Annotated in this window: 16 protein-coding genes; 1 reads left to right on the top strand and 15 read right to left on the bottom strand. The window is 44.0% G+C overall.

From position 1 onward, the window contains the following. Positions 1-67: 67 nt before the first annotated feature. From G4D54_13080 to G4D54_13100, 5 genes are read right to left on the bottom strand one after another with little or no spacing between them, the layout of a single operon-like run. Positions 68-238, bottom strand: coding sequence for a hypothetical protein (locus G4D54_13080; GenBank protein ID QJA03302.1), 171 nt, complete (start codon positions 236-238; stop codon positions 68-70). After that, the gene (locus G4D54_13085; GenBank protein ID QJA03303.1) at positions 225-2,033 is read right to left on the bottom strand and encodes a type IV secretory system conjugative DNA transfer family protein; all 1,809 of its coding nucleotides are present in this window, start codon (positions 2,031-2,033) and stop codon (positions 225-227) included. Before G4D54_13085 ends, G4D54_13080 begins: the two co-directional genes overlap by 14 nt. Then, positions 2,030-2,506 carry a PcfB family protein gene (locus G4D54_13090; protein ID QJA03304.1) on the bottom strand — a complete coding sequence of 159 codons (477 nt, stop codon included), beginning with the start codon at positions 2,504-2,506 and terminating at the stop codon, positions 2,030-2,032. The genes G4D54_13085 and G4D54_13090 overlap by 4 nt, the downstream gene beginning before the upstream one ends. Positions 2,507-2,547: 41 nt before the next feature. Continuing rightward, entirely contained in the window at positions 2,548-2,769 is a 222-nt protein-coding gene (locus G4D54_13095; protein QJA03305.1) for a DUF5348 domain-containing protein, read from the bottom strand. A 31-nt stretch (positions 2,770-2,800) separates the two neighbouring features. After that, the gene (locus tag G4D54_13100) at positions 2,801-3,784 is read right to left on the bottom strand and encodes a helix-turn-helix domain-containing protein (protein QJA03306.1); all 984 of its coding nucleotides are present in this window, start codon (positions 3,782-3,784) and stop codon (positions 2,801-2,803) included. A 234-nt stretch (positions 3,785-4,018) separates the two neighbouring features. Here G4D54_13100 and G4D54_13105 point away from each other — a divergent pair, with 234 nt between their 5' ends. Then, positions 4,019-5,278 carry a recombinase family protein gene (locus tag G4D54_13105; protein QJA03307.1) on the top strand — a complete coding sequence of 420 codons (1,260 nt, stop codon included), beginning with the start codon at positions 4,019-4,021 and terminating at the stop codon, positions 5,276-5,278. 671 nt (positions 5,279-5,949) lie between these two features. Here the strand turns inward: G4D54_13105 and G4D54_13110 are convergent. The 10 genes from G4D54_13110 to G4D54_13155 all read right to left on the bottom strand — a co-directional run bounded on the left by G4D54_13110 (position 5,950) and on the right by G4D54_13155 (position 15,138). Further along, positions 5,950-6,195 (bottom strand): hypothetical protein, encoded by a 246-nt coding sequence (locus G4D54_13110; protein QJA03308.1) that lies wholly within the window; start codon positions 6,193-6,195, stop codon positions 5,950-5,952. Between the two features lie 360 nt (positions 6,196-6,555). Beyond that, positions 6,556-8,265: an oleate hydratase gene (locus G4D54_13115; protein ID QJA03309.1), complete on the bottom strand. Its 1,710-nt coding sequence runs from the start codon at positions 8,263-8,265 to the stop codon at positions 6,556-6,558. A gap of 151 nt (positions 8,266-8,416) precedes the next feature. Further along, complete coding sequence (locus G4D54_13120; protein ID QJA03310.1) at positions 8,417-9,481, bottom strand: PilT/PilU family type 4a pilus ATPase; 1,065 nt, start codon at positions 9,479-9,481, stop codon at positions 8,417-8,419. Continuing rightward, entirely contained in the window at positions 9,481-9,903 is a 423-nt protein-coding gene (locus G4D54_13125; protein QJA03311.1) for a hypothetical protein, read from the bottom strand. Before G4D54_13125 ends, G4D54_13120 begins: the two co-directional genes overlap by 1 nt. Continuing rightward, positions 9,900-10,301: a hypothetical protein gene (locus G4D54_13130; protein ID QJA03312.1), complete on the bottom strand. Its 402-nt coding sequence runs from the start codon at positions 10,299-10,301 to the stop codon at positions 9,900-9,902. The genes G4D54_13125 and G4D54_13130 overlap by 4 nt, the downstream gene beginning before the upstream one ends. Before the next feature lie 12 nt (positions 10,302-10,313). After that, on the bottom strand, positions 10,314-10,775 hold the full coding sequence (locus G4D54_13135) for a DUF4860 domain-containing protein (protein QJA03313.1): 462 nt from the start codon (positions 10,773-10,775) through the stop codon (positions 10,314-10,316). Continuing rightward, positions 10,772-11,086, bottom strand: coding sequence for a hypothetical protein (locus tag G4D54_13140; protein ID QJA03314.1), 315 nt, complete (start codon positions 11,084-11,086; stop codon positions 10,772-10,774). The genes G4D54_13135 and G4D54_13140 overlap by 4 nt, the downstream gene beginning before the upstream one ends. Continuing rightward, on the bottom strand, positions 11,083-12,114 hold the full coding sequence (locus tag G4D54_13145; GenBank protein ID QJA03315.1) for a type II secretion system F family protein: 1,032 nt from the start codon (positions 12,112-12,114) through the stop codon (positions 11,083-11,085). The genes G4D54_13140 and G4D54_13145 overlap by 4 nt, the downstream gene beginning before the upstream one ends. Positions 12,115-12,126: 12 nt before the next feature. Continuing rightward, entirely contained in the window at positions 12,127-13,044 is a 918-nt protein-coding gene (locus G4D54_13150; protein ID QJA03316.1) for a transglutaminase domain-containing protein, read from the bottom strand. 708 nt (positions 13,045-13,752) lie between these two features. Further along, entirely contained in the window at positions 13,753-15,138 is a 1,386-nt protein-coding gene (locus G4D54_13155) for an ATP-binding protein (GenBank protein ID QJA03317.1), read from the bottom strand. Between the last annotated feature and the right edge of the window lie 221 nt (positions 15,139-15,359).

The following is a 15,359-nucleotide window of genomic DNA, read 5'->3' on the forward strand; positions in this document are numbered from 1 at the left end:
GGTAGCTGCCGCAAGGCAGCGTAGGGGAAGTGTAGCTTCCCCTGTCCCCCGGCGGTCTGCCATGCTGTCATTGTTGCGGGATAAGCCCCCGGCGCGTGACATACTCCGTTGCAAAGCGGCGGTGTTCCGCTTCCTTTTCCCGCCAATACTCCCATAATGCAGCGTCGGCGGCTTCCGCAACATTCATTAAAAACCGTTCAAGCTGCTTTTGTTTTTCCTCTGCGCTACGTTTCCTCATGGTCTGCGTCCTCCTGTAAGTCTGCTGCGTCAATCTCGTAATAGTCAAAAACCTCGTCGGGCTTGACAATGGCGGGGCGGCGTTTAAGGTGCTTTTCCATGTCAAAGGCGTTCTTCGGGTCTGCGTCGGACAGGTACTTGTATTTCGGGTGCTTCGTTATGTCGAATTTGTCCGAAAAGAACGGGCGCACCCCTCGTAGCTGCAAGATACATTTCCCTCCGTCCATGACTGCGATTTCATCTTCCGTCATAAGCTGCTTTCCCAATTTCTGATAGTTCAGCCCATGCGAAAGCTCCCGCCCCCTTGTTTCGGAAGTGTTGAAGCTGTCTATCGTTTCCTTGCCTAAAATCTCCGATATTTCTTTGAGCGTCGTTTTTTCCTTGCCGCCCAAGAAAAGGGTGGTGTCGCAGTTGCCGACTATGGTATCGGCGTTGTCCTTGTAGATTGCTTTTAGCTGTGACTGGCTCTGCAAGATGATTGACGCGGATATTTCCCGGCTCCGTATCGTTGCAATGAGCTTTTCAAACTTTGGTATCTGCCCGATATTCGCAAATTCATCAAGTAAGCACCGTACATGGACGGGAAGCCGCCCGCCGTATTCATCATCTGCCTTGTCGCATAAAAGGTTGAATAACTGTGTGTAGAGAATACTCACGACAAAGTTAAAAGTATCGTCGGTGTCGCTGATAATGACGAAAAGGGCGGTCTTTCTGTCGCCTATGGTGTCAAGCTCCATTTCGTCGGTTTCCATAAGCTCCCGCAGTTCCTTAATGTCGAATGGGGATAACCTCGCGCCGCAGCTAATCAAAATCGACTTCGCCGTTTTGCCCGCCGCAAGTTTGTATTTGCGGTACTGCTTGACCGCAAAATGCTCCGGGTCTTTTTCTTCCAGACGTTCAAACATGAGGTCAACCGGGTTCTGGAAATCCTCGTCGTCCTCGCGGGCTTCCGACGCATTTATCATTTCAAGCAGCGTCGTGAAGTTTTTCTCGTCCTCCGGGGCTTCATACCAGATATAGCCGATTAGCGCGGTGTAGTAGAGCTTTTCCGCTTTCACCCAGAAATCCTCGCCGGATTTTTCCCCGTCGCCTTTTGTGTTGGCGATAATGGTATTGACTAACTTCAAAATGTCCTTTTCGCTCCGCAGATAGGCAAAGGGATTGTATTTCATGGATTTTTTGAAGTTAATCGTATTTAGCACTTTGATACGGTATTTGTACCGCTGTAACATTTTCCCGGTTTCCAAAATCAGTGTTCCTTTCGGGTCAGTGACGATATACGACGTTGGAAAATCCTTTGACGTACATTGCATGAGCGACGGTTTCACAAAGAACCGGGTCTTGCCGCTGCCGGAACCGCCGATTACAAGGATATTTTTGTTTCTTGCGTATTTCGGCTGCTTCGGGCGGCTGTTCATGGTGAGCCGTTCCGTCTGCGTTAAGGGGATATTGTTCTCAAATACCGGGTCTGTGTACGGCTTTATGTCGTCAGCCCCGCCCCAACGCGCCGAACCGTATTCTGTCCCGCGGCGGTATTTCTTCGCGTTCTTGCCTTTGGTGTAGATAATCAGCCGGACAATGACCGCCCCCGCAATGCCTAAAGCTAAGTCTGCCGGGTAGAAGCTCGGCGCGATACTGGAAAAGGCGGCGGTAAAACCGTCCCCAAGATGTAGCAGCTTTGCGCTCGCGTCCGCGCCGGGGGAGAGCCGGACAGCCGCGCCCACTTTATCAAAGAGCCAGACAAAGAGCAGATACGGGAGATTTAAGATAAGCAGCTTCTTGATTTCCGGCTTCATAGCGATACCTCCCTGTCTTTGTTCTTGACCTTTGCCCGTTCCGCGTTCTTGCCCTGTGCAGCTTCTTTGAGGGTAGAGAGCAGCTTTCGGATTGAGGGCTTTTTCTCCTGTGTCAGCTTTTTTGCGGAAAATTCCTTAAAGGCGGCGGTCAGCACGTCCGCGTCCCGCCCCTTGAAGAAAACCAGATAGCGGGGCGGGCTTTCCGTCGCGTCCTTTTTCAGCGCAAAGTCGATACCGTACTTTTTCGCCGTACTCTCAAAGGCTTTGATATTGCCCTCGGTAATCTCAATGTTGGAAACGCCCGCGTTCTGCTTCATAAGCTGCTTTAAGCTCTGCTTGCCCTGTGGCGGTTTTGCAAGCTGCTTTTTGCCCTTTGACAGTATGGCTTTCATTGCCTTTTGGAGCGTCTGCGCGGTCAGCTTCCCGGTCTTGATGTAAAGGGCTATGGTCTTTTCGTTTACTTCGTCCTGCAATTTGTCGCGTCCTCCTTTCGCGTTTCTTTATGGGGCGGCGGTCAGATACGCACCCGCAGCCCGTTCAAGTCCTCGGCTCTGATACCCACAAGATACCAGTTGTCGCCGTACTCAATCCGGGTCGGCTTCCACTTGCCCCGCACGAATACGTCAAAGCACTCGCCGCAATGCAAGCCCCCGTAGTAGCTGTTTAAGTCAAAGCGGATGTCGTAACGGTCGGTGCGCTCGTCAAATACCAATGCTCCTGTCATTTTCTGTGCCATAATAAAATCCTCCTTTTGTGGTTGTGGGTGGTTACAGGCTTTCGCCCTCATTGCATGAATAATAGTCCGGGTCGCCGTACTGCGGCTTTTTCGGTGACAGTGCGCCGCTTGCCATGTCATGGGCGACAAGGGAAGTGTAATAGTTGCCGATTGTGGACGGGGCGTTGAAAAGGGCGGCTTTCAGATATTGCTTGATGTTGCGGATTTTGGTTGTGTTCTCCCGCATACAGTCAAGCACAAAGCGGATATGCTCGCCGTCTAGTTTCATAAACTTTGACTTCACAAGCTCTGCCGGGTAGTCGTCCCCCGCAATCCGTACCCGCTTTCTGGCGGTGCATACGGTTTCAAGCATGAGGTCTACAATCTCGTCAAGCCTGTCACTGTCAAACTTCATGTCCTGTTTGAGAATGTGGTAGTCGATATTGTCCTTGATGATTTCCCGGTATATATCAACTGCGCTCTGTGCTGTCGCTTCCGTTCCTTTCCGTTCCGGCGGCGTAGCCGCTTCTCTGCAAGGAGAGGGGTTAGGGGAAAGGATAGGAATGGAATGGGTACTTTGTTCATCAGTAATTATTTTTTCTTTTTTTGGTAAGTCAGTTCTTTGTATATCTTTATTTAATTGCGTCGGATTTTCCAACGTAGGTTTTTCCAATGTTGGTTTTTCCTGCGTTGGATTATCCAATGTTGGATTTTCCAATGTAGGTAAATCCGGCGTAGGCGGCTGCGGCTGCTCGAATATCACATAGTCCGCGCCCCGCAAGCGTCCTTTCTCGTCGCGCTCCCTTGACCGGACGATATACCCGGCACGTTCAAGCTCCTTAATGGCTTCGCGGATAGCGTCTATCTTCTCCCGGTTGATAAGGGATAAGCCTTTCAAGGTGTAGTCCCAATCTTCGGGGAGTGACAGCATTTGCGACAGCAGCCCCTTTGCCTTTAAGGAAAGCTCCTTGTTGCGTAGGTGGTGGTTGCTCATTACGGTGTAGCCCTTGTTCCGTTCCACTCTGAAAACTGCCATAGTTCATAGCTCCTTTGCTTTGGATTTGTTACGCAGTAGAAGCGCAGTTTCGGGGGATAAGGTATAAATCCCTTGCCGCGCCAGATACACACCCGGAAAACCGCTTGTAGCAAGGCTTTTTCTGCCCCTACTGCGTAACAAAGGGCATGAAAAAAGCGGCGTTCCTGTTCTCCCATGTAGAGAGTAAGAAACGCCGCTTCTGCGTCGTATTCAGTTTTTAGTACAATACCCTGCTTGTCCGTCGCTCGAAAAACCTTGATTTTCCAGTGTTTTCAAAAGTATCGTTATCTAACGTCAGCTTTAAAGCGTCCCCATATGCAGGAGATGTTGAAGGCCATAGCTGCAGCGGATCAAGAAATAATCATCTATGTCTGGTTAGCATCCAGATTATCCAGAGATGCGAATCATTGCAACTCTCTTCGTTATGTTTTTAGCAAGTACAATGTCACCGTCATCTCTGATAATAGAGATTGGGCTAGTTTAGAAGATATCGAATTACATCCGGATAAGACGATCGGTCCACGGATCATTACACTTTCCGATGAAACAGAAGTGCATCGTGATCGTAAGAGAACACGTATAGGTCTAACCACATCAGCTTACAAAGGTAATTACACAAAAGGAGGAAAGATGCCACCTACCGGATATCTATTTAAGAATAATCCAGGTGAGAATGCTAAAGGAAGAAAAGTAGAAATCGATATTGCATATGTCGAAACGATGCTATATATCCTAACTCAGATTCATGATTACAAAAGATCATTGGACTCACTGGCAATCGAATTAGATTCCAAACAGGCTTGTGGAGTACACTGGTCTTATACAAAAATCTACAGAGCAGTCACGGATCCTATCATATATGGAAGACTCTTGACATCGTATGTTGACATACGAGATCATTCTCCGGCATATTGTTCACAGAAATATTACGAAGAGATACAGAAAATATTGCATGGGAGAAGGAAAGAATATCATTACAAATATCTATTCAAAAATCTAATCAAATGTGAAGACTGTGATTGCTGGTGTAGTGAGATTCCTACGATCCACTATCCGCGCAACGGAAATAGAAAAGGAAGAAGAGTCTATAAATATTATTATTGTCCTAGTTGTAAAAAGAGGATCAACGAACAGATCCTTTTAAATAAAATAATCCATCATATCAATGAAATTCTGGATGAGACTACGAATTTTGAAGTTGTAGAAGGTATCTCCAGAAGGATAGGCAAAATAGGGAAACGATTAAAATTCCTTGACTTTGAATATGAAGAGGGTTACCTCGATGATGATTCTTATATCGCAGAGCGCAAGAAACTGCTATCTAAGAAAAGGAATCTAGATAAGGATATGAAAAGATTGAGAAATAAAGCAATAAAAAAATTCAATGAGTATACATATTTAGAACAAAAACAGATCATCAAAAGATCATTCCTTTGTATTCATTTAGATTTGAATACCAAGACCATCATCAAAATTGAAAAATTAGAGAAGTGAATAACAGAAGGCAGATGCAGATATTGCCATTTTAATTTTTTGAAAAAAAGGTTTACAATTCTATATATAGGGTATAAAATGTAGTTGACCAGAGGTGTCGAGGTCGAGGAGATAATATTTTGTTTTATCATCCGTTCTCCCTCCATATATCAAATAAGTCGATAATTATCGGCTTTTTTTGTGCTTTTTGAAAACTTGACCAACGATTTGACCAACTTTATGGCTGTACTGAAGAACACCTGCGTGTTTTGACAAAAGCGTAGCTTTCTTTACAGTTAAGGGTATTTCTTATTGCCCTTATAGGCTTCCGATTCTATAGCCTCTCAAAAATTACAGAGAACCCTACCGTTTTTTTATACAGAAATATGCAGCATAAGAGAAAGTGCGCAAATGCAGGCTGTCTACATGCTGCCATCGCTATCAATACGCTGATGCACATCTTATTTTATTCTTATATCGCAGAGCTTTAAGATCTAAACTCAAACTATTCTATCCCTCTAAGCGATATGTTCGCCCTTCAGAAAGCGTTTATAAAACAAAGGAGATGCCGTATAATACATTTGAAAATGGTGATAAGTAATCAGCGGGAGTCATGGAGCAAGCTTGATTTTCGCTTTTTCTTATCAGGATGTGCCTTATGAAAAAAACAAAGCGTATTCTTTTATCATAAATCATGGAATACTTTGCGGAATACCAGCAGCAGGTACCATCCTTTTTACGTTTTTCACCTCGAAATAGCCATGCGGTTCCCCGGACAGCATCGCATTATAAAAGCGTATGAATTCCGGTATGCTTCCTCTCTCTACCGTACCGGCTTTCACAATACTCATTGGCACTTCATACATAATCTGGTCAAAGTCTTCGCTGATCTGCGGTGGCAGCGTTAACCTGCATTCCTCAATATCAAAGGTATACATCAGCTGATCCTACTGCTGCCTCCCTTTTACTATATCGAATGTCTGCAGTATTGTATTGCAATGTTTAGGTAATCTGTAATTTATGGAGCTGCAGGACAATCACAAATGGCAAATTTCTCACAGCCATGTCTCTGCTTCTAAACATCAGAAGACCGATCTGGAGAAGGATTCTTAACAGATAAATCCCAGAATCATGAAAAAAGGATCCATATCATCGTAAAAAAGATGAAAGTGACCCTTTTTGTTTATCCTGTTGTTTTTTCGTCAAAGCAGGAAGAGATCTTCAGTAACCCCAATCTTCTGCAGGTTGTGCGAAAGCTTCAACTGCTGATAACTGCTTTCTAAACGTGTATGGACTTATCAGCGAAGCATTGTTTTTGCTGCGACTGCGAGAACCTTTGGATTTTTATGATACGGTGTCACCGGGCACAGCTTCTTCTCAATACCAAGCAGTCCGTAAACTGCCATACGTGCTGCGCGTACAGAATATTCCTCCGTGAATACCATATCCTCCGGAATCTCCACAAATTGTGAAATCATGGCAAAATTGGTAGAGCCGCTTGGGATAACCAGCGGACGATCACTCATCGCTCTTGGCTGGAATTGTGAATCGATATACGGCATCATGCATGGGATGACGTTCACTACGGATTCCATGATATCCTTCGTATTCTCTTCAAAATGCAGATGGTGAATCAGCTCCATCAGAATTTCCTCACCGCTGCACTCCCGCATCGGTTTTTTCACGTAATCACCAAGCGCATCCGTATACAGGCCATAGCCCCAGAAAATTGTTGTATTGGCATCCTGTGCCTTGAAATGTGGCTGTGCTGCCACTACAATGGACATCAGCCAGCTGGAATCCTTAAAGGTCATAAGTGCACCACTGCCCGGAATATTGCCGGAGAACTGCTCAATCATTTTCAGCATCCTGTTCCCTTTCATCGTGACAGTGAAGCTCTCCCAGTTGGTCTCCTCCGGCTTACCAAAGAATGGCGTTGGATCGCCCAAAACCGGCTTCTTTTCTGCAACTCGTTTCCACAGCTGCGCTGAAATCGGATCCTTTGGTTCATAAGGTGCCGGTGTTTTAAAATCACCAAGCGTTGCACAATCTGTCATACAGCCATTTGTCATAATACATAAATCACTGTCCTCCAGATGGATGGTGCGCTGTTTTCCATTTTCCAAGAGATGAATATCTGTAACTGTTACACTGTCTTCCTTAAAATCCAGATCCTCGACAACAGCACGAATGCTGAAATCCACACCAAAGCCCTCCAGATATACCTTTAACGGAAGAATCACAGATTCATACTGGTTGTATGGTGTTCTGGTTACTCCCTCAAGCGTTTCAATGCGTGGAAACTCCAGAATCATACGATTCATATACCGGCGGAATTCAAATGCACTAGACCATTTCTGAAAAGCAAAGGTTGTCTGCCACATATACCAGAAATTTGTAGTGAAGAAATGCGGACTATCCTTAAACCACTGTTCAATGGTTACATCATCCAGCTTTTCTTCCGGTGTTGCAAGCAGCTTTGTCATCAGAAAGCGGTCGGTATTGTTAAACTGCATGCTGCGCACATCCTGAATCACGCCATAACGATCCACCAGTCTTGCCTGCGCATGCGTTGGATGCAGGTGATCAAAATTCAATATTTCTTCGGTCACACTTTTTCCCGGCCAGTCCAGAGAAGGAATGGAGGAAAACAAGTCCCAGAAATTCTCATAGGTTTCCTCATTCAGCATTCTGCCCCCGCGGCAGACAAACCCATTCTGCATCGTCCCTGCACCGTCATTGCTTCCGCCAAGGATGCTCATCCCTTCCATGATATGAATATTCTCTCCATGAAAGCCGCCATCCTGAATAAGGTAAGCCGCTGCCGATAAGGAAGCCAGACCGCCGCCAATCAGATAGGCCTGCCGTTCCCCTTCTCTTCCGCTGCTCACCATGCTCTGGGCACTCTGTTCGCGTTTCTTCGTAACATGACGCACTGCCGTTGCTGCTGCAATACCCGCTGCAGCAGCCGCTGCACCTGCAGCAAGTTTCTTTGTCTGTCTCTTCATACAAATCTCCTCCTATGTTTTGATATACATATGCTACTTCTATCTGGTTTCAGTATAGCGCGTTTTCATGCCTGTGTATTTATACAGTTTTAATACTTTGTCTGTTTTCCTTTAGTATATGAAAAAAAGCGAAAGCCATGCGCCTTCGCCGTCACATATTTAACTTTTTACGCATGCGTTCCGAGTTACTCGCATACATCAGTGCAGCTTCCTTATCAATTCTGCCCTCTTCATACAGCTTCATAAGACTCTCATCCATGGTTATCATGCCCTGATCCCTTCCTGCAATCATGGAATTTTCCAGCTGATGAATTTTTCCTTCCCTGATTTGCGTACGAATCGCCGGATTGACAATCATAATTTCAAAAACAGGTATGATACCCCCATCTGTGGCCGGCACCAGCTGTTCACTGATAACAGCATGCAGCGTCATGGACAGCTGTACGCGAATCTGCTGCTGCTGTTCACTTGGAAATACATCAATCATGCGGTCAATGGTATTGGCTGCCCCCATGGTATGAAGGGTCGATAAAATTAAATGTCCGGTCTCTGCGGCAGTAACTGCCGTATTGATCGTCTCAAGATCCCGCATTTCTCCAACCAGTATGACCTCCGGGGCTTCCCGCAGGGCAGAACGCAGCGCGTTTAAATAATCCTGTGTATCGTGATACACCTCCCGCTGAGAAACAATACTTTTTTTATGGGCGTGCAGATATTCAATCGGATCTTCTATCGTTATGATATGTACGTTGCGGCTTTCGTTGATTTTATCAATGATGCAGGCGAGCGTCGTTGATTTTCCGCACCCAGCCGGCCCGCTTACCAGAATCATTCCCTTTTTCACCGCCGCAAGAGATGTGATGACCTGTGGTATATTCAATTCAACAGGATCAGGAAGTTCAAAGCGGACAACGCGCAGAACCGCTGCCTGCGAATTTCTCTGCAGATAGACATTGCAGCGAAACCGCCCGACATCCGGTATGGAAAAGGAAAAATCATCATCCTTTTTTTTGAGAAAATCCTCATAGGTATTCTGCAGCGCATACTGATAAATTTCCTGAATCAGCTGAGCTGTGTCATTGGGCATCAGCCTGGTTTCCTGCATGGAGTGAATTTCTCCATTGATTTTAAAGGCATATGGATGCCCTGCTACTAAAAATATATCCGAAGCATCCCTTGCGATTGCTTCCTTCAGCATCTGTTCGATTGTCACCATCACAGTGCATCTCCCTTCGTAATTGTTTTCCATGCTTTTATATGAACAGCACTTCCCTGCTTCTGCAATCTCAGCTGCAGCTGCTGTGCATCCTGAACCGGTATTGTCACAAGCAGCTCATCCTGCTCCCAATCCGTTTTCATCGCATATTCCTGCAGCAGCGACTGCACCCTGCTTTGTTTCAGACTTTGCTGCAGGGTTTGCTTTGGATACTGCCGGAGTTCATCAATCAGCAGCTGTGCTCCCGCATCACTTTTGGCAACTGCCTCCTGATACAACTTCTCTCGCTGTGCAATTTTTTCGTTTTGTAATGAGCGTGTGTACGAAAGTACTGACAAGATCATCATACACAAAACGACGAAAATCATGAAGATACTGGATGCTCCCAGACCAATCTGCACGCCGCGCTTTTCAAGCTTCATTTTTGAACGCCCCCTTCCAGCAGAAAGGGAAGACGTACAAGCTCTTTGTCATCGCGGTAAATACAAAGCTCACAAAGTGCCCGACCACTTTTTTCAACCGCTTTCTTCTGTTCAATTTCAACCCGATAATATCCTGCCTGCGAAGATGACCGGTTTCCGTTCTCATCCAAGTAAAAGATTTTCTTCTGCATTGCCTGCTGTACCTGGGGAATCTTTCGCTGTGCCACCAGATTTTCTCCATATTGCAGCGCATTCCGCGTATCTGCAGCCAGATTATTTTTATCCTTTGCCGTTCCCAAAACGAGCACACAAACCGCACTCGCCAGGGTAAAGAAGAAAAGCACAAAGATGAGCTCCATCAGAAACGATATCGATTTATTTGCATGACTCTCCCGCATAGCGCTTCCTCCTTACTCACTCTTCAGCTCCATCATCATACGGCTGGCTTTCCCCTGCTCATCGTGGATGCTCACTTGCAGCAGACCTCCATTTTCCTGTGCTTCAAAGTCATAAACGGTAAACAGTGATGTCCCTGCAGAAAGCATCGGCTTCACTTCCTCACTCGCATACAGCTCCCGCAGCTTTCCCTCATATTCATATATATAGGTAACAGTACGTTCTTTCTTATCGTGTATTACAATCGCATCCGTGTCCTCCAGCTGTCTCACAGATACGGCCCCGTCTTCGTCCGCACTTCTGATTTTTGCGCGTAGATATGCCAGGGGTGTATGCATACGCTCGACCTCTTCCCCCTGCTTAATGATAGCCTGATAGCTTCCGGCCTGAAACAGAAGCACCAGAAACGCACAGATTACAAATACAGTAAATAACGATAGAGAGAACAAAATATCAATGGAATGTCGTTGTCTCATGGCTGTTCACTCCTTGGATACACATCCGTATCCGGCATGATATTTGCCCCGATGTAATGATAGCGGATGCGATAGGCATCCTCCTGTATATACAAACCATAGTGCTGCTTCAGATACTCCAGCGACTGGGGGTATGCGCCCTCGATACTGTAGCATTCCAGTGCTGCCTTCTGAATTGCCTCCTTAGCACGCTGTGCATCCTCCCTGCTGAGTCCGCTGTCAGCTATCGAAAATCCGTAATAGAGCATGACCAGGATTCCCATGAACATAAAAAGCTGCAGACCCAGCATTTTTTTCTTATGTTTCATCATCCGATGGATGACATAATGCTCATCAGCGGCAGCATGACAGAGAGCAGAATGATTCCTACGATTACAGATAAAACAATCACAATGACAGGTTCAATGGTATTCAGGAAGGTTGAGATACTGGTATCCACATCCTTCTCGTACAGGGTGCTCACCTTCTGCATGACCTCATCACTTTTCCCGCTGTGAAAGCCGGTGATGATCATACTCGCATATACTCCCTGATAAAGCGCCTGCTCGCGCAGACATTGCGAAAAGCTTTTCCCCTCCAGCATATCACTGCGGCAGGCATCAATTTTCTTTTGAACCGCCTCATCCCCGACAACATCTCTAAGATACCCCAGCGCCTCCTCCATTTCATACCCGCTCGTAATGAACAGCGACAGGGCATAGGTCATTTTCGCCATGACCATGTTATGGTAGAGCTGCTTTGTCATAAACAGATGGGAAAGGAACGATTTTCCTCCTGATTTTCTAAAGGTCACTGCAAGTAGAATCCCCCCCAGCAGGAACAGTGTCAGTATGATAAAGGAGGCTGTGGCAAACAGCTGTCCAAAGCGCATCATGGAGACGGCCGTCCCCTGAAGGGCAGCTCCCATATGCAAAAGAACCTTTTCAAATATCGGCAGAACCTTCCATACGATAATGCCGACTACCGCCCACATCATCAATAACAGAATCGAGGGATAGGTCAGTGCCTCCTTCAAGGATTGCTTCAGGTCACTGCTGCGCTCATAATATAGCGCCAGCTCCTTCATAACATTATCGAGATGACCGCTGATTTCCCCGATTTCAACCATTTTCTTGGCATACGTGTCGAAATACGGAGCCTCTTCCAGCGCCGCGCTGAAGGAACCCACGACATGTACCTTTTCCAGCAGACATCCGGCTGCCTCCTTCATATGCGGATTCTCCGTATCGTCCCCTATGATTTCCAGCCCCTCCTCGACAGATAGTCCGCCTGCGAGAATCATCGACATCTGGGTACATAAATCAAACATTTCCTCAGAGCGTAATGTTGTATGTGTCATACCGTTTTCCTCCTAGTAGTAATACTTATCTTCATAGTCATCTTCATAATCAATGTCACTGGCATCAAAGGTTGGATCCATACGGCTCCATTTCTTTGCATGCAGCAGAATATCGGGATTGATCCATCCCTTTCCCTCAATATATACCTCAACCCAGGCATGATATTCAATCGTGGTATTTCCCGTTACCAGTCTGGTTGGAATCTGCTGGCTGCGCAGCATCGCCGCAAGCAGAGCCGCATAATCAAAGCATATCCCTTTTTTGCTTTCCAGTGTTTCATCCACGACAGGAAGCACATAAATATCCTCTACTTCCTTCGCCTTTTTGGAATCATAGCTGATGTTATCCACAACATAATTATACAGTGTTGCAATCCGCTTCAATACGGTATCATCATCCTTCGTCAGATCAAAGGCTTTTTTTACAGCTGCTGTATGACTGTCATAGTTCACCGTCTGATTTGGATATAAAAACGGTATCCGCTCATTTTCAAGCTTGACATCCACTGACAGGGTCAATGTGATCGTATAGGTTTTCCCGGAACGATTTTCGAGTACCTTTACCAGATATGTTCCGCTTCCCTGCTCAAAGGGAAAGGTTTCATATTCGTTTTCCTTTGTAAAATCATATGCGATGTTTCCTACACCGTCCTTGGTTATCTGGAGGCGCATCCTTTTTTCAGGCTTGTGCAAAAGCTTGGCCTGCAGATATCCGCTGCTTGTATTGCTGTAATCGATTTGTACCAGTCCGCTGGAATCCACAGCCACCTGCTCTCCGGGGCTGCTGGGCAGATGAAGCTCAGACATTTTCGGACTCGGTGATGGTTCATATTCGCTTGGATACTTCTTACCGTCTTCCTTGCCTGCACAACCGCTGATCAGCAGCAGAGCTGTCAGAAAGCATAGAAAACGTCTGAATTTCATGCTCATACCGCTCTCTCCTTGTTTTGATTATTATAGCATTCTTTTCATCGGGAGAAAAGCTTTCTTACCATATGCCCACAATGAGAAAAGCAGGAGGCAGAAAGTAAAACAGAAACAACTATCTGCATACAGCAAAAAGCTATATTCGCTACCAGAATACAGCTCGTTCCAATTTTCATTGCATTCTGTTTAGGATTATACATTTTGAATATTAATGACAGTATACTATTTTGCCAGTGCATTTTAAAACAGCGCATTCTCCTGATCCGTGTCCTTATTCACCGTTATTGTATCCACTTCACACGATATGTGTCTTAAGACCAGAGTATCCTTAGAAGCAATTATATCTGTTACTTCCGATCTTCTTCTGTTTTATAATAGTGGAAAGCCATGTTTGCTTCCGGCTTATTTATGATATCAAGTCTACATAATCGAATTTAATAAAGTAATCCATATTTTAATTATTTTTCTTTCCCTTCCAAAAGCTTGTTCATGTAACTATCGTGTTTCAATTTGCTCCGCCATCATGTTTGTTTCATCTAACTTTAAACATATACAGAATGTTTCTCATCACTGATATTTTCAATTTTGGCGTATTTATCTCTTAAATCAGGATTTAATTTAATATTAGTCATATATTGTCAAAAAACGATTGATGAATAACATAATTAACCCTTAACACATTTTTTTAAATTTAAGAAAACTATATACAGATTACTCAAATAAATCATCAATCGTTAACAGAATTGCACAATCTATTTCTGCTTGTCGTTTTACTTGTTCCGTATATCCGGATTTACTTACAAAATATAAATATATTTCTTTGATATTTGGAAATGCTTTTGTAGCATTTACGAGATCGGTATATTCTTCAAGAGGCATAGGACTAGATGTGAATTTACACTCCATAAAGATTGCTTTTTTTCCACTTCGATCAATTGCTAAAACATCAACATCATCTTGTGCTTTGATACTTGGATTATTCCCCCACCATTTTCCTATAGAAAATGGAATAAAAGGAAGTTTTCTTTGCTTTGCCTGATGAATTAAATATTCTTTACATACACCTTCAAACACATCACCCATAAGGTTTGAAATATCATTCATAATTTCTTCAGCAGCGTCTTTTGCGCCTAACATTGCATAATAAGCGTTGTTTGTAAATTCATAGCGAAACCAAAATCTTAAGAAGTTATCTTTTATTACATAAATTGATTTTTTAGATTTATCGTTTTCGCCACATGGAACTCTTTTTTCAATCAGGTGTAATGTTTGAAGCGTTGTTAAATACTTAGAAACTTTTGTTTGACTCTCGTATATATAATCTGCAATTTCGATGATTCTGTTTCTTCCATTCGCGATTGCAGAAAGTATGGAATTATAGGTGTTTGTTTCTCGTAAATCTGCTTTCAATAAATTTTCAGGTTCTTCATATAAATAGGAACCATTTCGAATAATTTTAGATGCTATATTTTCTCCAATGGATTTATCAGCATCAAATGCTTCTAAATATCTTGGAATACCACCTAAAACACCATAAGCAATCAACTTATCTTCATTGCTATAGTTAGGAAAGAAATTACTGCTTTCTAAATAATCGAATGGTATTATTTCAAGGGTTGCCGTTTGCCGATCATGTAATGGACTTTTTCTTCCCATGATTTCATTCTCCATGACATTAACTGAAGAACCACAAAGAACTAAAAAGATATTTTTATTCTTCCAGCTATGATCAATGGCATGTTGTAGAAGTGATTTAACAGAAGGGTTTTCTTCAATGATATATGGAAATTCATCAATAATAAGTGCAGTTCGATTCTGTATTTTATTACCAATATACACAAAAGCATCTTCCCAGCTTTTAAATGATGAAATAAATTGCTGATCAAAATAAAGTTGTATTGTTTTTGAGAAATCTTCTAAATTTAATGCATCATTTTTTTCACGTGCAGGAAAAAAGATTGCATTTGTATGTTTTGAAAATTCTTGAAGCAATGTTGTCTTACCAACTCTTCTTCGACCATACATGACTAAAAACTCAAACTTTTCACTTTCGTATAATTCATTCAAATAGTTTAATTCAGCTACTCTTCCTAGCATAGTATCCCTCCTGTTTCGTTTATACACTCATAAACATTATACTCTAAAGTATATAAATATTCAAACGCTATAAACTCTCTTTTTACATAGGACTTCCCTCTTTCCGCATGGTTGTCACCTGTAAGTGCCACTGCGCCCTGATTATTTAAGCCTGTCTACTTGTTCCACCCCTTACGCACGTACCCTCACGAGTTCGTTGGGCTTCCTTTGCGTTTGGCTGC

It is taken from the genome of [Clostridium] innocuum, from assembly GCA_012317185.1.
GTDB classification, from domain to species: Bacteria; Bacillota_I; Bacilli_A; order Erysipelotrichales; family Erysipelotrichaceae; genus Clostridium_AQ; species Clostridium_AQ innocuum.